Annotated in this window: 13 protein-coding genes and 1 pseudogene; 7 read left to right on the top strand and 7 right to left on the bottom strand. The window is 52.6% G+C overall.

Annotated elements, in window-relative coordinates; translation table 11 throughout:
- Both IPH59_00130 and IPH59_00135 read right to left on the bottom strand, forming a co-directional pair.
- On the bottom strand, positions 1-3387 hold a 3387-nt coding region (locus IPH59_00130), incomplete at its 3' end, for a PQQ-like beta-propeller repeat protein (GenBank protein MBK7090127.1).
- 170 nt (positions 3388-3557) lie between these two features.
- On the bottom strand, positions 3558-3923 hold the full coding sequence (locus tag IPH59_00135) for a hypothetical protein (GenBank protein MBK7090128.1): 366 nt from the start codon (positions 3921-3923) through the stop codon (positions 3558-3560).
- Between the two features lie 1729 nt (positions 3924-5652).
- Between IPH59_00135 and IPH59_00140 the strand changes: the two genes are divergently transcribed.
- From IPH59_00140 to IPH59_00150, 3 genes are all read left to right on the top strand, one after another.
- Entirely contained in the window at positions 5653-6972 is a 1320-nt protein-coding gene (locus tag IPH59_00140; protein ID MBK7090129.1) for a tetratricopeptide repeat protein, read from the top strand.
- The gene (locus IPH59_00145; protein MBK7090130.1) at positions 6969-7640 is read left to right on the top strand and encodes a thermonuclease family protein; all 672 of its coding nucleotides are present in this window, start codon (positions 6969-6971) and stop codon (positions 7638-7640) included. Before IPH59_00140 ends, IPH59_00145 begins: the two co-directional genes overlap by 4 nt.
- Positions 7641-7756: 116 nt before the next feature.
- On the top strand, positions 7757-9136 hold the full coding sequence (locus IPH59_00150; protein ID MBK7090131.1) for a sigma-54-dependent Fis family transcriptional regulator: 1380 nt from the start codon (positions 7757-7759) through the stop codon (positions 9134-9136).
- Between the two features lie 64 nt (positions 9137-9200).
- Here IPH59_00150 and IPH59_00155 read toward each other — a convergent pair whose 3' ends face one another.
- From IPH59_00155 to IPH59_00170, 4 genes are all read right to left on the bottom strand, one after another.
- A complete protein-coding gene (locus IPH59_00155) occupies positions 9201-10088 on the bottom strand; it encodes a hypothetical protein (GenBank protein MBK7090132.1) in 888 nt (295 codons plus the stop codon).
- Between the two features lie 732 nt (positions 10089-10820).
- The gene (locus IPH59_00160) at positions 10821-12785 is read right to left on the bottom strand and encodes a DUF3857 and transglutaminase domain-containing protein (protein MBK7090133.1); all 1965 of its coding nucleotides are present in this window, start codon (positions 12783-12785) and stop codon (positions 10821-10823) included.
- A 21-nt stretch (positions 12786-12806) separates the two neighbouring features.
- Positions 12807-14783: a DUF3857 and transglutaminase domain-containing protein gene (locus IPH59_00165; protein MBK7090134.1), complete on the bottom strand. Its 1977-nt coding sequence runs from the start codon at positions 14781-14783 to the stop codon at positions 12807-12809.
- Between the two features lie 137 nt (positions 14784-14920).
- Positions 14921-15202: a Smr/MutS family protein gene (locus IPH59_00170; GenBank protein MBK7090135.1), complete on the bottom strand. Its 282-nt coding sequence runs from the start codon at positions 15200-15202 to the stop codon at positions 14921-14923.
- Positions 15203-15433: 231 nt separating this feature from the next.
- Here IPH59_00170 and IPH59_00175 point away from each other — a divergent pair, with 231 nt between their 5' ends.
- Both IPH59_00175 and IPH59_00180 read left to right on the top strand, forming a co-directional pair.
- Positions 15434-17491: a dockerin type I repeat-containing protein gene (locus IPH59_00175; GenBank protein ID MBK7090136.1), complete on the top strand. Its 2058-nt coding sequence runs from the start codon at positions 15434-15436 to the stop codon at positions 17489-17491.
- Between the two features lie 112 nt (positions 17492-17603).
- A pseudogene (locus IPH59_00180) lies at positions 17604-19398 on the top strand (thrombospondin type 3 repeat-containing protein).
- Positions 19399-19639: 241 nt separating this feature from the next.
- Here IPH59_00180 and IPH59_00185 read toward each other — a convergent pair.
- The gene (locus IPH59_00185) at positions 19640-20134 is read right to left on the bottom strand and encodes a dCMP deaminase family protein (GenBank protein ID MBK7090137.1); all 495 of its coding nucleotides are present in this window, start codon (positions 20132-20134) and stop codon (positions 19640-19642) included.
- Positions 20135-20316: 182 nt separating this feature from the next.
- On the opposite strand from IPH59_00185, the gene IPH59_00190 reads away from it, so the two are divergent.
- Both IPH59_00190 and IPH59_00195 read left to right on the top strand, forming a co-directional pair.
- On the top strand, positions 20317-20841 hold the full coding sequence (locus tag IPH59_00190; GenBank protein ID MBK7090138.1) for an NfeD family protein: 525 nt from the start codon (positions 20317-20319) through the stop codon (positions 20839-20841).
- 41 nt (positions 20842-20882) lie between these two features.
- On the top strand, positions 20883-22490 hold the full coding sequence (locus IPH59_00195) for a hypothetical protein (protein ID MBK7090139.1): 1608 nt from the start codon (positions 20883-20885) through the stop codon (positions 22488-22490).
- The last annotated feature ends 2 nt before the right edge of the window (positions 22491-22492 follow it).

Consider the following 22492-nt stretch of genomic DNA (forward strand, 5'->3'; position numbering starts at 1 on the left):
ATAGAACGGGAACAGGAAGCCAAAGCCGGCAGGAACGCTGCTGGCATCCGGGTTCCAAGCTGCATCGTCCATGGAGGTCATGAACCACATACCGCCGCTGTAAGGCATAGAGCCGTCACTGGTACCATCGAGAGTGAACTCGAAGGCAACAGCGCCGTCAGCCAAGCGACCGTAGTTGGTGTACCACTCGCCACCGGCCGTTCCAAATGCCATACGGCCTGTGTCTTTCGCACAGTATTCGTACGGGATCTGGTATTCGATAACGGTTTGCGGTGATGCAAGCGGATCCTGAAGATTGAAATCAGGATCATCCGAGTCGATTTCCACAAAGAAATTGTTCGGAGCCAGGAAGTTCATTCCCGAGCGATCGAACTGGAATGTAAACGACTGACCAAGTCCGGCGGCGACGCCAAAGTTAACAGTGGCGCCAACGGAGAACGGACTTACCCAATCAACCCAGGTCGGCTGAGCCAAAGCAGCAGAATTGGCTTTGGCAACCTTGATGTCGGCATTTCTGGTGACAGCGAGGACTTCGCCTTCAGCATCCATTTCGACATTAAGAGCCGCGCCCTTGAAGTTAGCCGTAGCTGGCTGACGACCCATCATCTCCTCGACAGTGTAGTCGACAAGATTGTTCGCCAGGAAGTTGGCTTGCTTGGCAAGAGCCGGATTAACTGAGCTGATACGAGCAGCTGGCGGATCGCCGGCTTCAAGCGTTGCGGTCACATTGAGAGTGGCGCAACCGACGTTCACGACGGCGTCAAGATCGGTTCTCTGTACCGGTGAGGATTCCGCGGTGTTTGTACCGGTGAATGCAACAACAGCTTCAGGAACTGAGAGACGCGGACGAGGACCGCCGTTCTTGAAAGCAAACAGACCACCATTGGTCGTCAGAAGTTCCCAACGGGTGGAAACTACCAAGTAGTCAAAACCGTCTGAACCGGTCGCGATGGCAGTACCATTCGGGATACCGGCGTCAAACGAATAGTCAATGAGCTTGGCGCCGGTATTGCCGTCGGCAATAATCCAGTGACCAATACCATCATTGAGGCTATAAGCGCCATACACTACGTAAGGATCGCAGGTAACGGCGGTTGACTGGAATACGTTGTTGTCGGCAAGGGAGGCAGTACCACCATTGAGCCATACGGTGCTGTTAGCAAAGCTGACAGCGCGGACGCCGCGAACGCTTGTGGTCGCGGTGTTGAAGCCGTTGGTGACGCTGGAGAAGTACGCCGTGTTGCCGGTAACTGAGGTATTACCACCGAACAGGTTCGCACCGGTCAGGAAGTAATGCGCCCAGTTCGGAACGCCAGTGGCGGGATTCAGGTTCTGGCGATAGCCAGTGAAGTCGCCGCTGTTTCCAAAGGCAAAAGAAGCCTGAATGAACAGATTGTCGCAACGGACGGCAGGCGCTGAAGCGAAGCCTTCGTGCAACGTCGGGACATTCGGGCTCTCAAAGTACCAGTTAGGTGTGAAGGAAACACCCGGGGTTACCGAATGAATTCCACCAATACCGGTTGTGGCATTGGCAAGGTTCGCAGCGATCGGGACGAACAATTGATTTCCATCCGTTGACGGAGCGCCGACAATGGCACCCTTCAGGGCGTTGGAAGTCAACAGCTGAGCCGAGTAGTTGTTGGCACCCGTTGTAGCGTTCAACGAGTAGATTTGGCCGTTCGCGTCGCCGAAGTAAACTTCGTTGCCGCGGATGATATTACCACCGTAGGTGACAAGGCCCGGAACGCCCGGAAGCGGGTTTCCAACGCCAAGACCACGGACCCAAATCAAAGCACCGGTAGCAAGGTCGCCCTTGAGGAATCCTCTAAGGCCACCAGTACCGATATAGAAAGCACCGCCGTCAATGGTGATCTGCGAACGCAGACCGGTATTGATTGCAGTAGCATAACCAGGAAGCACCTTGGTATCCCAAACCAGCACACCAGTGAGCAGGTTGACAGCTTGAATGCGGTCGTCGTGCGCACAGAGTACAAGGTCATTCGCGATGACCGGGCTTGAGAAGTTGCTTGCTGAATTACCAACAAAGGTCCACGCATTTACGATACCGCAAAGGTCGCCGAGCGTGAGCTCTGACTGACCGGTACGACCGTAGTCATGCGCAAAGGTCGGCCATTCATCGGTAGCCGAACAGGTGACGGGGCAATAGCCCGGAGGCAAGCAGCAGCGGTCGACGTTGATCAAGAAGTCAACATCAACACCCCAGCTGTTAGCCATCAGCCACCACTGGCCAAGATAGAATTCCACTGATCTGCCTGAGCCTGAGTTGCCGTCATCCGAAAGGATGGCAAGCACGTCGCCCGGGTTATTCAGAATCGTGGTATAGCCAACATGATAGTCACCGGCAAGGATCAAGTTCGCCGGAGTCACATCGATTGACGTGAAGACCGGGAAGAAGTCCACAACCGGATTAATAAGGTACGAGGTGATTACGGACGTCGGGTACGTGCCGTCTGAATTCCAAATGTTAACCTGGGCGCCCGGAGCACCGATCGAACCGGTACCGTCGAAGCCAAGATTAACGGTCTTCAGTGAGCAGTATTCAACGTTCGTGAATCTCTGGTTACGATACGTGTCACCGTAAGCATCCGGCTCCGGCCAGTAATAGGTCGGGGTACCGGCGTAGTTGAGGTTGTCGCAAGCGTTATCAATGATAGCGCAGCAAACATCAACTTCCATTACCCAGTTATCGTCGTAACCCGGATCGAGATTGGCCATGTAGTCCCAGGTAAGACCACCGTCAAGCGACGCTGATCCACGAAGAACTCCACCTTCCGGACAGAGAGCCGGAACTTCGCCTTCGTCACCCAGAGGCTGATAATCTTCAGCCGGGACGACGCGGACGTAACCAACATGATAGTCTTCATTGGCCGAGAAAACCAAGCCCAATGAGGAAACGTCAACAACGGTATAGCCGCTGAGCACAATGCTGGCATGCGGTACAAAGAGCGAGCCAAGAACTGCGCCAGGGAGACCAGCCGCGTCAGAATAGACGCGAAGGTTCACACCACCGGTATAGCCGGCAGCGCCAAAGGACGAGATGGCAAATACGACGGTTTTAAGCGTGCACTGGCCTTCTGAAGTGAAACGCTGAGCCGGAGTGAATCCAGGCCAACGATAGGTCGGGGTGCAATACCAAGCTTGGGTGCCGCAATCGCCACCGCCGCCAAGAGAGTAGCAGCAAGTTTCGATATCTCTTACCCAAGTTGAGGTCACCGCCAGAGAAAACACCACCGTTACCAAACCACCAAGCACGCCCGAATACAAGCTGGTCGAAGCGTTAGCTCCGCCCGGGCCGTTATCCATCAAACCGGCATAAGTATCGGTCGCGCTGTTCGGAATGAAACCGGTATGGTAAAGCTCCGCCATCAATGACGACGTTAGGATTGAAATCGGTCGTGCTCGGATAACACACTACCGACGCATGCGGAATGTTAACCGAAGAAATTACAGCACCAGGAAGACCCGAACCGTCATCAGCCCATACATAACCAGTAACGCCAGCCGAGGCACCAAAGGGGTGCTCGAGGCCAGATAAATTACCAGGCTGACGGTCTTAAGCGTGCAAACTCTCCGTACCCATTATCCCAACGAACCGCCTGGCCAAAGCCAGCTGACCCATAAATAAAAGTTGATCGTGCCGTACTGCGACTGAACGGTGCAAGTAGCAGCCTGGAGCGCACAAGCGGCTGCGGATCCGGAATGTATTGCGGCTGCGTGCCGGTATAAACGGCTGTCGGCGGATGAATCGGCTGCGGATTGTAGAGTGTTCTACCCGCACCCGGTGTACCGACGACATGCGTGCCACGCTTAAATTCGTTCGGATCTTTGGTAGCCAGAGCCACACTGCAGAGACTAACTAGGAAAGTCAAAGCAAGTACGACTACCAAAAGTTTTTTGAACATGTACTTCCTCCTTACAAAGTTAGGAAAATACGTTTGTGTTATGTAGTTGCCCTCGGGAAGCGAACTTACCGAAGCGCCAACAGATGTTTTCCCCCGAGCTGCAACAGATCATGTAGTCTGGTGCAATCATCGGTAGATTCTTGAGTCGACGTTAGCCCTTGCTTGTCTAGGGCCTCGGGCTACGGCCAACTACATTGATCCAATGATTCCTAATTTTGGAGTCTGGGGTTAACCACTTAGTTTAGTTCGACGTAATGTCCAACTACTTTAGTTATCCCCGAAAACGGGTCGTACACGAAAATAGTCAATTTCTCTTTATCTACTGTGAACCGCCCTAGGCGATTTCACCTCCTCAAACATGTGTCTCGTAACGAAGACAGTTAGTAATTAACGACAAGTAACGAGATGAGATTTGGTGATAAAGGAGTTTTGGAGCAGACGCGCCATTAGGCTTACAGTTTTGAAGTAAACAGGAAAAACCGTTAGCAAAGTGACATACGTCAGGAAAATTGAGGCTTGTGCGTTAACGTAATGTTAACCTGAAAAGTGCTTGAGATGCTAAGAATAATGTACGGTGGGTACATTACAACGTTCAACCAACCGGGGACAATGTACGTGATGTGGTTGAAAAGTCAAGAATTTTTTGTGGAACAAGGGGTTAAATGTTTGGACTAACCGCAGCAGCAACAAAAGCCCTCACCACCGCGCTCTCCCAAGCCCTCACCCCTCTCTCCATGGGGGAGAGGGAGAAGGCGGGCGTGGGAACCACCCCCCTACGGGGAAGGGCGGGATCAGCGGGGCCATGATCCAGTGTGGGCGTTGGTGTGAGGGATTAACGAAGGTGAGGTAATATGTTGTGGGGCAAAGTTATAACATGGCTGTTGAAGGGCGGGTTTTGGGCGAAACACACCCCGGCTTGTCCCGACAAGTCGGGACAAGCCACCCCTCTTTTTAGAGGGGAATTAACGAATGCCACTGGCAGATCGCGGTCAAGGGCATTTATTGTGGCCCTCGCGCAAGCCTTCACCGCTGCCCAGTGCAATGCCCTCACCCCGACCCTCTCCCACGGGGAGAGGGAGAAGGCGGCGGGGGACCACGAGCGGGACCGCCGTGCCCCTACCCAGGGACCCATGGAGAGGGAGAAGGCGGGCGTGGGGACCACGCCCCACAGGCCGGGAGGGGGGTTTGTTGGGTGAAGTGAAGGGATGGGCGCGGATAGAATATAGTAATGGGGTTGAATGGGGATGAGAGGAGTGGAAGGATCGGGATTGAAGTGGTGTGGAGCGGAAAGGGGTGAACAAGAATGCGGGAGGATTGGAGCCGGGGAACCATGGGAAATGCAGTGTTTTTGCGGTGGCGGCGTTGCAGGATCGGGAGATTTAGCGGGGCCGGATAGCGGCATGCTGATGTAATTGACGGCAGGTTGATTGTGGAATCATGGCAAGAGAAGACGGGGAGGATGGAGAGAGGAAGGATATTATTAATAATACTAATCGATGGGGATGGCGAAGAATCTTGGGTGTGGATTGGTGGGTGTGGAATGGTGCGGGAAATTGCGGGAAACTGCAGGAAAGGTTGATCGGTGTTGATTATCAAGGGATTAAAGCCTTAAGCGCGGGGAAGAAAGAGTGATGGGGCTGGAGATTGGTGGGGAAAGCGATTAGTATTAATAATAACAATCCAGTTTTAGCCTTGACGTTTCGGCATTGCCGACTACATTGCTCTCCGTATGATCGAACAGATCAGGCAGATGCTTGACTCGCTGATCGGCAAGATTCGGCGAGTAACAGGACCCGAGGCGCCGTTTAATACCATAAACGATGCTCTTGAAGCCGGCGATTACGATACGGTCTTAAAGGAGACCGATCGCATTATCTCCAGCAGCCGCTCTGTGTCTAATATCCTGCGCCGCCGCGTTGCCAAGACGCGGATGTTTAACTCTTCCGAAGAATACAACAATTACATCCGCCGCCATCCGGCTGAGGCTTATGTCGGGTGGGAATACCCGCTGGCGCCGGAAGCGCATTATCACCGCTCATTAGTATATCAGCGTTCGGGCCGGCTGAAGTCCTCGCGGACGGAGCTGGAGAACTCGCTGAGGGATTTCCCTGAATCGGCGAAGTACCAGACCGAGATGGGGACGGTGCTGATGTCGATGAGTTACTTCAAGGAAGCGATTGAACACTTCGAGCAAGCCATAAAGTATGACTTCACCGAAGACGAGAAATACGCTTATAGATCGCTGACGGGAGTTGGTCTGTGCTGTATCGAGACAGGCGAATTTGATCTTGCGCGCAAGAGTTTTCACCAGGCACTGGAGATCATGCCGGGCGACCGGGAAGTGCTGTCGCTTCTGCATCTGACGATGGAGGTCGAAAACGATCCACGGCAGCGCGCCGAGTTCTTCCTTGCCAAGGGCAGCAACGTTCTGGCGATTCCGGCATTTGAGGAAGCGTTGGACCAGAATCCGCAACATTTCGAGATGCATTTGGGGATAGCCTACGCATATAAGGAGCTTCAGCAGTACGATCTCGCTGAGGACCATATCCGCAGGGCGTTCCGGTATAATCCGGGTTCGTCGCAGGTGAATTTCGCGCTGGCGTGGATTTATCTGATGCAGGACCGGGTGGACGATGCTGAGACCGAGTTCCTCAAGGCTGTGCGCAAGAATCCGTATGATCCGGGGTATTTGATCGGGCTGTGTTATGCATATCTCGAACGCCAGAAAACGAATGATGCGAACGATCAGAAGCTGATTCAGCTGATCGCCAAGGCGAAGGAGCTTGATCCGGGGTATCCGGAGCCGGATATCGTGATGGCGGAGTATTATCTGATTCTCGATCAGCCGGACAAGGCGCGGGAAGCGATTGAGGCGGCGATCAAGTTGATTCCCAGTCATCAGGCCGCGCATATTGTAGCCGCCGAGGTGTTCTTCGAGCTGGCCGATCGCGCCAAGGCGCAATACCATCTCACGGAGGCCGAGGAATATGGCCGCGACACCGAAGAGATGCGTATGCTTCGTGATCGTCTCAAAGGCGAGCAGTATTGAGCCGTAGCGGAAAATTCCGAATCTCCCGACTTCTTGTTCTTCTTCTTGTCATCGCGGGGCTGATAGTATCAATAATACTAAAGGAACACTTCAAGTCCGCGCCGGTTTCGCCTTTGCCAGAGAGCCCGGCGAAGACGAAGGTAAATGTACTTGACGGGGACACGTTCGTCGATGGCGACGGGCAGACGATCAGGCTATTGGGAATAGACACACCGGAAAAAGGGCAGGCATTTGCCATTGACGCGACCGAAAGTCTTAGGAGATTGCTGTCTCATGCCGGACAATTGCGGTATGAGTTCGGCAAAGAGCGGAACGACAAGTATGGCCGGTTGCTGGCGTTTGTGTACACTGACTCGATTTTCGTGAATGAGCGGCTGATTGAGGATGGGCTGGCATCGGCGTACTTTTTCGAGGATCAGTTGTCTGCCGTGGTTTTTGACGAGCTGTGCCGAGCCCAGCAAGCCGCGATTCGTGCAAAGGTGGGGATATGGTCGTTGACGCATGATCAGCCGGAATCGGTTTATTATGGGAATCCGCGTTCGCGGCGTTTTCATCGACCGAACTGCAATGCGGTGACCTCGGGCGAGTCAAGCCGATTGGTAGCGAACCCGAGCCGCGACTATTTTCTGGGCGAGTGCTATTCGCCGTGCCGTAACTGCAAGCCGTAGAACGCCTGTATTCTGCGGTCCAAATTCCCCCGCCAACGCATTAAGCCATTGTTAAATCTGTCGATACTTTCTGAAGAGGAATACCTGTGCCCGGCTCTAACAGATAGGGAAGACTCGTGTCAAATATTCTTGTTATAGACGACAAAGACAGTATGCGCGAAATGCTGAAAGCGGCGCTTTCGGCAGAAGGCTATGATGTCGAAACCGAAGACTGCGGCGACGCCGGCATAGCGCGTACCAAAGAGAAACATTACGACGTCGTGCTGACCGATCTGAAGATGCCTGACATCTCGGGCATGGATGTGCTTTCGCGCGTGAAGGCGCACGATCCCGATAGCGCGATTATCGTGATGACTGCCTATGGCACGATCGAGACCGCTGTTGAAGCGATGAAGCGGGGCGCATTCGATTTCCTGCAAAAGCCGTTTGACACAAGTCATCTGCACATGGTTATCGAGCGGGCGCTGGAAAATCAGCGGCTGGTGGCGGAGAATCATCTTCTGCGCGAAGAACTGGCGGAATCGCTGGGATTCTCGGATATCATCGGCTCATCGGAGATCATGATCGAAGTGATGCGGATGGTGCAGAAGGTGGCGCCATCGGATACGACTGTGCTACTCACGGGCGAATCTGGTACTGGTAAGGAGCTGTTTGCGCGCGCGATACATTCGCTGTCGGCGCGGCACGCGAAGCCGTACATCACGATCAACTGCGCGGCGATTCCGGGAGAACTGCTCGAAAACGAATTGTTCGGTTCGGAGAAGGGCGCGTTTACATCGTCGCACGCACGCAAGATGGGCAAGTTCGAAATCGCGAATGGCGGGACGATTTTCCTCGACGAAATCGGCGATCTGGAGTTTTCGCTTCAGGCGAAACTGTTGCGTGTATTGCAGGAGCAGACTTTCGAACGCCTTGGCGGAACCAAACCGCTCAAGGTGGATGTGCGCATAATTACGGCATCGAATGTGAATTTGCAGGAAGCGATCGCCAAGAAGAAATTCCGCGAGGATTTGTTCTATCGACTCTCGGTGTTTCCGATACATATTCCGCCGCTGCGTGAACGCCGCGACGATATTGCGCCGCTGGCGAATTATTTCGTGGACAAGTATTGGCGGCAGATGAAAAAGGGTGAGAAGTCGCTGGCGCGTGAAGCGATGGCGATTTTGGAGCGCTACCACTGGCCCGGTAATGTGCGCGAACTTGAAAACACGGTTGAGCGCGCGATCATTCTCGCTGAAGGGAAGAAGATCAAGCCGGAGCATCTGGCGATTCGTCTTGCTACGACTGATGAGGTGCGTCTTCGCGAAGGCGCGGGGTTAAAGGAAGTCGGCCAGATGGCGCAGACACAGGCGGAGCGCGGGATGATTATCCGGATCCTCAATCAGACACGCGGCAACAAACGCAAGACGGCGGAGATTCTTAAGATCGACTACACGACACTATTCGAGAAGATCAAGAAGTACGACATCGATACGAACAAGGATGTGTTCGGGTAGGCGAGGGATATGGGCGCGCAGACCGCGCCGGTACAGGTGATTTGGCGTTTTCAGTTTTTTCCTTTTAGTTCAAAACGGGGTACCTAAGATACTGCTTCTCAACAATCATCCGCTTTGCAAAGTACCCCAGATTCCGACCAACATGGTCTTTAGCCAACCGCTCAAGCATGGGAAGCCTGTGATTGCTTTCTTTGTATGCAATAATCCTAGAGAGTGTCCTTTCGCATGCCGGAGAATCCGGGTACAAATCGAGTAACATCTGGAGTGATTTCTTTTCTTCGATCAGGTCGCGCTCGTCGAATTCTGCGAACTTAGGTCGGTACAACTGCGCCCGCAACTCCAGTAATAACACTCCGTAGTCATCATCGGTGCTCTCGCGGAGCGCGTCATCAATTATGAATGAAATGGATTCATTTGATGCAATTCCCCAGATGTTGTCAATCGTTCGAAGTAAGTACGCGATTTCCGCATCACTTCCAGAAGGCTGAATGATAGAGAACTTTAGTTCATTCGATTTGTGCGCAGATTCATAAGTTACCACCAGAGAGTATTCTCCATCCTGGAAGCCCCAGAGATGACTTCCGTCTCTCAGCGGAGCACCGTATATTCCCGTGAATCGGATCCACTCCACTAGTGAGTCATTTGGCGCAAGACTGACAACGATAGGCTGGCCGCAATCAGTGACAGTGATAAACGGTTTAATGATACCAAAACCGGCTCTTTCAAGACGAAACTCCAAGCCGTGTGAGATTTCGCTGATTTTTCTGACTGTCACCAGCCGCCCAGATATGTTCTTAAGGACGCATTTGACAAATATCGGTTGCACGTCGAAGTAGTCTGTTTTCTGCATCGAAATCTTGAAGTCCAGTGAATCGGAAACCACAGCGCAAAACAATGCGACAAAGAAGCCACTCACAATCACCCAACTTAGTGCGAATAACAACCTTGCCAATTTTGACTCCTGCCACATTGTAGTCTCTTGTGACGTTAGCTGGTTTTCACTTCTCAAAGCCGTTGCGGCATTTGCTCGCTGATAATTCCGAAACTGGACATTAAATGATAGTTTATAGGATGTGCTGTTGCAATCATCTTTATGCCATTGCAATTGACGCCATAATTCCAGCGAACGGAATGAGAACAAACGAAATCAGAAACGAGATAGACAAGGAGAGGCTGTCCCAGTGGTCGAATTTCTTCTGTACCGGGACAGCGTCAGGTCACATCCCGGACGATCACCTGTCGATTTCTTCCAGACTTTTCGGCGTCCGGGACAAGACCTGACGCAACCTTGCAGACGGTGTCGGATGGATTAAAGCAGGCGAGGGAACCGCGCCCCTACGGTTGATTCGACTTTTCCCTCTAATCATCTCATCCCATATCAAATCAGACAATGATGGCTGCGGGCAAGGGTGGCTGGCGCTTACGGAATCAGAGATGGGGCAGACGAGGAAAGGTGCCGCCCACCGAACGTTTTAGGCAATGAACCTGGATTCCCGCTTTCGCGGGAATGACGGGTTCTAATCGAGGGGGGGGGTCCCTGGGTGTTTGGGGTTCGGCCCCCGGGGGGCGGGGGACTTGGCACTTTCAGGGAATGACGGGTTTGAGTTTGTAGAGTGAAAGTAGAACGGCGCCGGGAAATGGTTCGCGGCGCCGTGAGCTATTCGGATTAGTGGGGAATGGATACTTAGTTCGGGAGACGTTTCTCCAAAAGGATCAGGGTGTTGTTCGGTGATGAGAAATCGTCGTAGGCTTTCTTGAACATCGGATATTCTTCGGTGTCAATTTCCTTGTCGACCAATGTCACTGAAGCACTGTAAATGACCTCGGTGGAGTCGGAGTTGAGCGAGAAGTTTGAACTCCACTTGCCGAAGCTGTTTTCGATTGCGAACGGCTCGGAAACGAAAACTGCGCGGTAGCCCGGCGGCAAATGAATCACGCCTTCTTTCTTGAGCATCATCTTTGAGTCAAGCATCATGCTGTAGTTGCGCACAGTCTGTCCCGGATTTGCAGGAATCTGCGCGAAACCGAACGGCACGTCCTGCAAGCGGAAGATCATCATGTCGCCTTGCACGATGCCCATCTCCGGTGTGGAGTAGTCTTGTGCTACCTGAACCGTGGACGTCAGATCGCTCAAGTTCGAAACTTTGAATTCCTTGTTGTGGCTGCCTTCGCCCATGCTGTTGGCGGTGGCGAGGAAGTACTGCTCGCGTTCCTTGGGTGTTGCGTCCTTTAGCGTGGCGCGCGCCATATTGTCGAAGATGCCCGACAACTGGCAGCCGGCGGTGCCATCGACATCGCCGTTCGATTTGACGATCATCTCGAAGCGGCAGTCGGCGACGTTGGTTTCGGGCGCAGGGTCAACGACGGCGAGCATTTCGCTGGCGTTTTCTTTGACAAGGAATCCCGTGGTGCCTTGCGCATCGGGGAGATAGCCGAATGACGCCATGTCGCCGAAAGGATTGATCCACAGCGGTGCGCCCTTGTATGAGGGTACGTAAGCGAGGATAGCATCGAACTGCTTCATCGCAGGATGTTCGTTCGCCAGAATCGCGCCGTTGCGATTGACAAAATGCGGATAGGCTTCGATGCCGGCCGCTCGCAATAGCGAGATCAGGAGAACGGATTTGTCGCGCCAGTCGCCGTACTTGTTGGCGAGGACGACGTCGGCATCATTGGGTTCGTATCCGGCGAGTCCGAGCGGGAGGCTGTTTTCGGCGACGCCGCGAATGTCGGTAATGACATAGAGGCCGATCTTTTCGATCTTCTCGTCGAGTGACTTCGCACCTTTGGTGAGCTCAGTTGCTTTCTTCAGCACATCGCCGTCGGTCTTCACATGCGGATAGAATTGTCCAGCGAGCCACTTGCCGACTTGATCCCACGATGTGGCATCGGTGTAGATCAAGCGAGGCGCGATACGCGTCATTGAAGGCATGCTCGGTTCGCTGATCACCTGCGGTGAGTTGGTTGTGGTCCAATTGTGGGTGACCATACCATCCGCTTCGGATTTGCTGTAATCGACGCCTTCGTTCTGGAAAGTGTAGCGGAGATTGACACTCGGGTGAACGGTCAGGGCAATCTCCTTGAAGCCGATCGGATCGTTGCCTTGAAACAGGTCGGTGCCCCAAGTGTAATGCTCTTCGCCTTCTTCAGCGGCTTTGTGGAAGGTGCGCAGTTTCAGTTCGATCGTGACTCCTGGCGCAAGTGCTGGGAAATTGATAACCTTCTGCATGATGTTGGAATAGATCGCGGCGTTCGACAGGAAAGCCGGTGTCAGGTCGTGGATCGCCTTGCTTTCGACTTCCTTGGTAGTCCCATCGACGAGATAGGTCACGGCCTTGACGACGACGACACTATCAGCTTCCTTGTTGTAGAGATGCTTGACATCGCCATACATCTCCTTGCCGCGTTCCTGCATGATCTTGACAACCATGTGCCAATCGGTCACGCTGCTGCCATCCAACTGGACGGTTGATGCGCGTTGATTAACCAGCACATAGCCGCCAGCTTGCGGATATTGCTGAGGCGACGGCGCCTGCGCGATCAACGCCAGAATGTCGGCGTCGGAAAAGGTCTTTGTGACAGCGCCGGCGACACCGAACATTGCGACACAGAGCGTCAACGCTGTTATGATTAAAATACGTTTGTTCACATTCAACTCCACAATCCCTGATTAGTTTTGCGAGCCTTCACGCTGCATGATAAGTTCGCCGCGCGCCGACTTGGAAGCAGTCTTCATGACTTCCTTGAACTGGGCATACTCTGCCGGTGACATTTCCTTGGCGTTGATCATGATCTCTTTTTGATAAGTGACCAGAGTTCCGCCCGTAGCCAGCTCGGAAGAGTTTTGGCTTTGGTAGGTCATGCGATAATCAACCGGTCCTTTGGATTCGGAAACGGCGTCGGGCATCGACTTGACTTTCATACCAGCCGGAAGGGTGATGGTTTCTTCTTCGGAAGCGCCGAAAGTGAAGCCGAGGTTATAGGCGTACTTGCGTTCCGGCAGGGAAGCCGACGACAGCAAGAACTTGGAGATCAATTCGAACGAACCGCGAGACACCGGGCTCTTCATCAAAACGAACTCGCCGGCTTCGGTCGGGTACTTGTCGACCTGATAGGAGAACTTGATCTCAAAGGGAAGCTCGAGATTTTCAGGGTCGGTGTATGAGAAGCCGGTTAGGCGCGCGCCGGGATAGACATCCTGAATCACGTAGTTCCAGATCATCGACATCTGTGCGCTCGGCATTGAGCGGGCGAATGATCTGAGTGCCAGGTCATAAATGCCGTCGGTAGCGATGGTCACTTCGGAGGTGAAGACACCTTCCCCGGTCAGATTCGAAACGGCTTTGATTTTGCCCATGTTGTCCTTGGCCGGAGTCAGCGGCGTATCAGCCAGCGGCTTGCCTTCGGGAGTGCAGACAAGAACTTGTTGTTTGGCTTCCACTGCAGGGAGCCAGTCGACGGAGTTCTCGACGGTGGGATCGGCGTAGGTGAAAGTGCCGTCATCATTCTTGATCGCGACGATAGCGTGATTGAAGCCGATGTAGGGGATATCGTAAGCGACTTTGGAACCCATGTTAGTCAAGACGACTTCGGCGGGAACATCAGCTTCGCGAAGCATCGCGACCATCATCGCGGCAACGTCGCGGCAGACACCGTATTTGGTTTCGTAGGTTTCAGTCACAGGTTTCGGTTCGAGGCCTTTCTTCTTGCCGGTGCCGAGGCCCATGTAACGGACTTTCTGCGCGACGAAGTGGTAGATGGCATCGACTTTTTCGTCGCGTGTAGTTTTGCCGGCGGTCAAGGATGAAACCTCGGCGCGCATGGCGTCATTGAGTTCCATTTGCTTTCCGGCCATTTCGTTCCACCACTTGCTGACCGTTTCCCAGGATTCGATGGTTGAGAAAATCACGGTCGGTGCAATTTCTGTCAGAGAGGGCATCGCCGGTTCTTGAATAATCCGGTCGACGTTTTCGGCGCTCCAAGTATATCTCACTTTGTCGCCCATTTGCTTTTCCGAGAACTTGACCTTGCCGTTCATAGTGATGTGGCGCAGGGGAAGTGATTTCGGGCCGATGACCACGACTTCTTTGGAGATCATTGGTTCGAACACTTGGAATACTTCCATACCGTCGAACTGGCCTTCCATCGGTGCGTGATAAAGGTGGTCTTCGACAAGCAGTTCAACACAGTCGCCGACTTCGAGATTCTTGAAAGTTATGACGCGGTTGAGGGCATCGCTCTCGTAGATGTTCATTGCTTCGGTAGAGGCGTCGGAAATGTCTTTCATCATCTCGGCGGGTACTTCGATAATCGAGCCGTCCTGCTTGATGACGCGAGCCGACTTGACGACGATGCTGTCATACGTCTTGTAGAACGGAATCTTGATTTCGCCGTAGTCCTTGAAACCGGCTTCGGTGAGGACTTTCGCCAACATATAGTCGGTTGTCTTGCCGGTGCCATCGGCATTGTATTCGTAAGTTGTGTTCTGCTTAATCAGCAGGGCGTTGGCATCGGGATACTGTTTTGTATCACCGGCCTTCTTAATCAATTCTGCCGTTTCCTTGTCCAAGGTGGCGGCAAAGGCCGTTGATGCGATTAGCAGCAATGTCGCGATCAACATCGCAATCGCCTTCTTGAAATTGTGCATGCTCATCTCCTTATGTTAAATTCAATTGTTCTCAAGCAGGGGAATCCCGGAGCCGTTCGACGAATCCGATATCCATACCATGTCGTAATATAACGAAATTGGCAATGTTAAGTTGCGCCAATCATCGTTGACGCACTCTATTTCCGCAGTGTCACCAGCGTTGCGCCCCATGAGGATGACGACTGAGAATCAAGCCGAAACGACTCGACATTTTCATTGCGTTCGAGCAGTGAATGGACCGTCCTGCGCAGATGGCCAATTCCCTTGCCATGGATGATACGAATCTCGAGGATTCCGCACTCTTTGCAGGCGAGTATATACTCCGGCACTAGCTCTTTGACATCTTTCGGGTCGAAATGATGCAGGTCCAAAATACCGTCGATTGGATACTCAATCGGGTCGTCAGTTGAATCGGACATGGTTGAAATCTATGTAATTGCAGGCTGGCGACAAGGAGGAAAGTAGCAGTGCGGGCAAATTGGCGGGGAAGTATTCCCTTGCTGAAATTGGTCGATGAGATATATTAGATATGGTATACATGCACTCAATTTCATGCGCCGGGCAACTTCTTACTCACGTGCCGCTTCGGCGAATTCTTATTGATGGATTAGACAATTTGTTACACACTCTCGCTCGATGAAGGTAGTTTCATGCGTATACGCCAGCTTTCTCTTGTTGTCTCTCTGACCCTGATTTTTGTCGCCGCAGCAATTGCGGAGGACAAAGTCACTTATCAAAGCGCCAAGTCGAATGTCGCAGTTGCGCCAGTTATCACTTCTCCGGAACAGATAAATGCCGTCACGCATCCGATCTCGACAAGCAAACCCCAGCGCAAGTATCATAAGGACCCGATGACCCGGCCGGAAGCACGGTTCCAGGTAGAGACCTACGACCCCTCGAATCCGCGCTTCATTCTCGACCGTGCAACGGAACTCGCTGATCGGGAAGATGCCGGATATGTTCCGTGCAAGAGTTTTGCAGGGATCAGCAACACCGGTTGGGATCCGCCGGATCCGCATGTAGCGGCAGGACCGACTCACGTGGTTGAAGTAGTTAACAGCTCGATTGCCATCTTTAACAAGGAGACTGGTGTCAAGTTGCTGCAGTCGACGGCAGAATTTTGGTTCCAGAATACGACGCCTCCCCCGGCAAGCGGATTCATTTTCGACCCGAAGGTTGTATATGATCCGAATGGTGGTCATTTCATCATTTTCTATTTATGCTCGGACGATGTGGATGAGTCGTCTTATCTCGTCTCTGTATCACAGACCTCAGATGCGATGGGGAATTGGTGGAGTTATAATCTCAATGCGGCGGTAAACGGGACGGTGCCTTCGAATTGCTGGCCGGATTATCCCGGACTCGGATTCGACTATGATGAGGCAGTTTATCTGACCTCAAACCAATGGGAGTTTGGCGGTGGATACCAATATGCCAAGGTGAGAATTCTGCCGAAATTTCAGATCTATTCTGGTGCTCCCGTCACTTACAACGATCTTTGGTATTTAAAGTATAACGACAACTCGACGGCGTTTACCGTTAAGCCGGCAGTGACTTACGATGACGCTGACGGCGAGTTCTTGCTTTCGAATCTATGGTTTGGTTCAAACTATACAACCTACTGGAAGATCACCAATCCTGTCCTTAGTCCAGTTGTAACGGTGAGACCAAGGGTGAATATCCCGGCGTATCCGTCGCCACCGACTGTTGAGCAGAAGGGCGGAGCGAACGTTGGGACGCTTGGATCGATGACGCAGGATGTTCTGTTCCGTAACGGGAAAGTCTATACGGCCTTCGACCAAGGATTCAATTGGGGATCGGCAACGGTTGCGGCTGTACGCATACTGGGAATTGATACAACGACATCCATGGCGACTGTCGACAAGGTTTTCGGCGCAGACAAGAAGCACTACTACTTCCCGGGAATCTACGTCGATCCTTCTGACCGAATCTTCCTTGGCTTTAATCGTTCTTCAACCGAGGAGTTCATCAGTATCTGGTATACAGAAGATCTCATGGCTACGAACAGCAGTCGTTTGCTCAAGGCCGGCCAGAGTGCCCGCTCGGGTTCGGAACCGGTAAGATGGGGTGACTATGCAGGAATTGGGCCTGACCCGGTAGATCCGAACAAGGTATGGATTTCGACGGAATATAGCGGGCCGTCGTCGAGCAATTGGATGACCTGGATAGGGCAGGTGCCCTCGGCGATTAGTCAGCCGAGCCTTGAACTACCAGCCGACAATGACGTTCTCCGGAGCCCAATTGCCTTCGCCTGGGACAGCTTCAGCCCGGCGGATTCGTATAGAATCGAGATTGATAACGATTCGAATTTCACTTCAATTGATCATAGTATAGTTGTTGACTCCAATGGGGTTACGGTGTCAGGCTTCATTGATCAGTCGAGGTACTATTGGCGCGTTTCTGGCATTTCTGTCTGTGCGAATAACCCGATGTCATTTGTTCGCTCATTTGTTGCCTGCTCGTTTACGCCGGGTGACGCCGACGGCGGTGGATCAGTCACGATCAGCGATGCTGTCTATTTGATCGGGTATATCTTCACAGGCGGACCGGAACCGGTGCCACAAATGGCGGGTGACACGAATTGCGATTCGAACCTTACGGTCACGGATGTCGTATTGTTAATTAACTACATTTTCGGTGGCGGCAGCGCCCCGTGCGATCCATGTAGTTCACCATTGGACAATTAGGCCTGAGTACACCAAAGCTACAGGCAGTGTCTCATTGTGGATTACGTTGGTCTAACTATAATATGTATAACAAATCGAGAAAGTTATCTATGTCATTTATAAAGGTGAACTCATGACCAAGATTGTTACCGGCATCCTGCTCTTGATCCTGCTGTCTGCTTCGACAGCTCTGGCCGTGCGTCCCGACACCATTAAAGTCGAAGTCGACTACATGGTTGGCGTCGGGCATTCGCACAAACTGCAACCGGCGGAAGTGGCGATGATAGTCCAGACATTTGCTTGTCAGGGAATTGTGATGATAATCGAAGTTTCGGACTCAGTTCCGCATACGGACAACATGACGGGCAGTCCGTTTTTCGGCAATATGGCGTCGGGAGGATTTGGCTGGTACAAGCAGAATTACATGGATCATCTCGGCGATCCGGGTTGGCATTATTGCATTATGGCACACAACTACAATGGCGGCTCCAGTTCCGGGTTGGGAGAATTAGCGGGTGATGATTTCATTGTCTCGCTTGGATCGTGGTCGGGCCAGATTGGGACGCCGTTCCAGCGCGCCTCCACTTTGGTGCATGAACTTGGACACAATCTTAATCTGCGTCATGCCGGCAATCAGGATGAGGGCGCGATTGGGCAGTACAAACCAAATTATGCGAGCGTGATGGCATATCGCTATCAAGTAGATGCTGTACGTCGCGAGATGCTTTGTTCGGAACTTGCAGAGGATACGTTGATTGATCTGAAGAATCTCGACTATTCTGACGGTACACGTCCGCCGCTTAATGAGGCTGCTTTGATCGAATCTACCGGCATTGGCTACGGTCCGGTTGACTGGAATTGCAACGGTATCATCGATGTTGCGCCGGTGTCAAAGGACCTGCGCGATTTTGACTGGTGCGGTTCAAACACTACGCTGCAGACTCTCACCGATTACGACGATTGGGATAATCTGCTCGATGTAACCTTGTTCAAGAGTGCGGCGATCGGTCAGACAGAAGAAATCGCCGAGTGCTTGACGTATGATGAATACGAGTTATTCTCCCGGAGCAAGTTGGCGCCGTGTGACCCACCGATTGTCGTGGTTGAACCATGCACATACCAATACATCTGCCATGATACCGACCTCGATGGATGGGGCGACCCGGACGACACGCTGAATAATTGCGAGTTGGACAATTGCGGAACGACATTTAATCCCGATCAGAGTGATGTCGACGGCGACAGCATCGGGGATGTCTGCGATCCGGATGCCGATAATGATGGATTGTTAAACGAGAACGATAACTGCGATTTGGTTGTCAATCTGGGACAGGAAGATTTTGACAGCGATGGTGTCGGCGATCCCGTGCGACAACTGCCCGGCGGTATCGAATCCTAACCAGCTCGATGAAGACAACGATGGAGTCGGGGATCTGTGCGACGGCCAGGTACACATTTACACGACGACGCTTCCCGATGCATATAATGGTCAGCCGTACTTCTTCCAGTTTGACGGAGCTGGAGGAATCCCGCCGTTGAACTGGACGATGCTTGGCGGCGATTTGCCGTTTGGTTGTGTGTTCAATGGCGCTGCGGGCACTGTGACCGGTACGCCGACATTCAATGCGACATACTTCTTCACGGTTGAACTTCGCGACTCGCAGGATCCGTTCAATTCCGACACGGTAAATGTCAGCATCGACGTTGTTGACCCGCAATACATTTGCGGCGACTCGGACGGAAGTCTGGCAATTACGGTGTCCGACGTTGTGTTCCTGATCAACTATATTTTTGGCGGCGGTCCGGCGCCTGATCCGATTCAGGCCGGCGATGCCGATTGCAGCGGCGGGGTGACGATTTCCGATGCGGTGTATCTGATCAGTTACATCTTCGGTGGTGGACCGGCTCCATGTTCGGCATGTGATTAGTAAGTTGTATTGATATCACAGAAAACGTCCCGTGCCGATTTGATCGGTGCGGGACGTTTTTTGTTTGGAGGAGAAAAGCCGTGGGTGAAAAGATTGGCAGGTTTCCGGTGAAGGGTAGAGGAAATGTTGAGGTCGCGTCGGCAAGGAAACCTGCCCTACTGGGCACCAACATCATGGAACACTTTATCTGCCCGCTTTGGGCGGGGATGACAACTGATGATGATTGAGTGGCCCACATGAACTAGAATTTGGAGAAGTCGAGAGTGATCGATGTTGTTTTCGGGACAAGTTGGATGCACTCAATACGAGCCATCGTGAACATCTTGCGGGCGGCGATGAACAACTCATCGTGCGCATACTTGTCGCTCAGGTAGATCACTTTTTTGATTCCGACCTGGATAATCAGCTTGGCGCATTCATTACAAGGGAACAGGCTGACATAGAGACGAGCTCCGGCGAGAGTGGCTTGCGTGCTATTGACGATAGCGTTCATCTCGGCGTGGCAGACATAGGGGTACTTGGTGTCGAGGCGGCTCTCGGCTTCGCGGCTCCAAGGCAATTCATCATCACTAAGTCCGATGGGAAATCCATTATAGCCGATGCCGACGATTTTATTTTTGTCGCTGACGATGCAGGCGCCGACCTGCGTGCTGGGGTCTTTGCTGCGCTGGGCTGATAGAAGAGCGACACCCATAAAGTAATCATCCCAGCTTAAGTAATCCGTCCGTTTCTTCATCGGGGCATATTACGAGATTTCAAGCTTCGAAACAATCGAATTTGCAAACTTGGAAGGGTGGAAACTCGCCTGAATAGTTCACTTTTTTGCGAATTTTTGAAGATTTCCTACATGGGGGAAGGCAAAACCATTTAATTATGGTACAGGCAAGCACATGCGATACACTGCAAGGAGGTGTTGAAATGTTGTTATTCGCAACGATAGGAATACTCGGTTTTGCGATTCTCCTGATTAGCCTGCTGTTCAGCCACGATCACGATCATGATTTTTCGAATCCTGACAGTGACGTACTCAGTGATGGCGACGGTGGTCCATCAATATTCTCGGTCAAAATTCTGGCCATTGCGATGGTCGGGTTTGGTGTCACCGGATTTGGTGTCATCGCCGGCACCGACTACACGATGCTGATTGCTTCGCTCTTCGGAATCGGCGGCGCATTAGTGATGGGGTTGATTGGGTTCACAATCATCAAGACGATCTGGAAGCAGCAAGCGTCCTCGACAATCACGCGTTCGGATATCATCGGAGCGGTCGGGAGATTGATCGATGCAATTCCTGCGAACGGCGTCGGACAGATTGCGTGCAGTGTCAGAGGGCGAGAAGATACATTTATGGCGCGGACTAAGGATGGACATGCTATACCGCTGGGCCACACTGTTAAGATTGTAGACAAAGTGGGGCAGCACGTCATTGTCGAAGAGGGATAATTTGACAGCGACAGAGGTTTCAATTCAATAAGGAGAATACAGTGATAGACCTATTCACCAACTTCATGTGGCCGATTCTGGCATTTATAACACTGATGGCCATTATCATTTTGGTCCGCATCATGACGAGTTTCTACGTCAAGGTGCCGCCGCACAAAGCAGCGTTCTTCTATGGTGCGAAATCTGGCGCGAAGAAGGGTGCCGAGACACTTGTGACGGGCGCGGGAGTTTCTGCGGTGCGATTGCTTCCGGCGGGAACGGTCGTAGTGACTGGCGGCGGACGATTGAGGAAGCCGATCATTGAAGCAGTAGAGTTCTTGGACCTTTCGGAAATCACGCTTCAAGTCCAAACCAAGAATATGGCAAACAAGGACGGCGTGTTGATAACGGTAGAAGCGCTCGCCAATATTCGTTTTAAGGATGATGCTGATTCGCTGTTGATTGCTGGCGGACGATTTTTGGGCAAGACGGCGCAGGATATACGCCAGACTGCACAGGAGACGTTGGAATCGAATTTGCGCGGTGTAATCGGACGACTGACGGTGGAAGAGTTGATCAATGACCGCGAAAAGTTCCGCACTGAAGTACTCAAGGAAGCGGGAGAGGATCTCGCACGACTGGGAATACAGATCGATGTGTTTAACCCGCAGTCGATTACCGATACGCAGGGATACATCGAGGCGCTTGGTAAGAAGCGCACAGCCGAGGTTCAGCGCGATGCTTCGATTGGCGAAGCGGAAGCACAAGCGGAAGCCAAGAAGCGTTCGACGACAGCTGCACAGCAGGCTGAAGTCGTAAACCAGGAAAACGAAAAAATCAAAGCGGAAGCGACCAAGCGAACGGATGTTGCGAGGCAGCAGTACTATGCTGAAGTCGCAATGGAGACGGCTACTGCCAGCCAGGCCGGACCGCTTGCGACTGCGCGTGCCAAGCAGAACGTTGTGGTGGCCGAGGTGAAGATCGAAGAAGAGCAGGCGCGCGCATTAATCGCGGTGGAAGAACAGAACATCAAGCGCGAGGAGAAAAAGCAGGAAGCTGATGTTGTAGTTCCAGCCAAAGCCAAGGCTGATGCACAGGTCAAAGAGGCCGCCGGTTATCAACTTGCACAAGAAGCGCGGGCAGCCGGTGACAACAAGGCGATCATTTTGCGCGCTGATGCAGAATCACATAAGCGCAAGGTTGAGGGGCTAGGCTTGGGAGTCGCGATCGAGGCCGAGGGTCTTGCACGAGCAAAGGTTACAAGAGAGACCGGTATCGCCGAGGCAGAAGTCATCCGGCAGAAACTTCTTGCCGAGGCAGAAGGTCTGGCGAAGAAAGCGGAAGCGTACAAGCAATTCAGTCAGGCTGCAATCTTGCTTGAGGTGGCACGTGAATTGCCGCCAGTGATCACGGCATTTGCGTCAGTATTTGGTGCTATTGCGGCACCGCTGGGTAATGTTGATAAGGTCATCATGTATGACGGCGGCGGCAACAGCGAAGGGCAGGGGAGTTCGATGACGCGGCTGGCAATGATGGGTCCGAAGATGTTAGGACAGCTTCTTGACAGTGCGCAGGCGATGGGTTTCGATATCGAAGGGTTGCTTAATCTCGCAAAGGTTAAGGTCGCTGACGCAGACAACAAAGTGACGACTTCTCAGAAGAAGGAATAGTC

The sequence above is a fragment of the bacterium genome (genome assembly GCA_016708315.1).
Classification (GTDB): Bacteria; Zixibacteria; MSB-5A5; order CAIYYT01; family CAIYYT01; genus JADJGC01.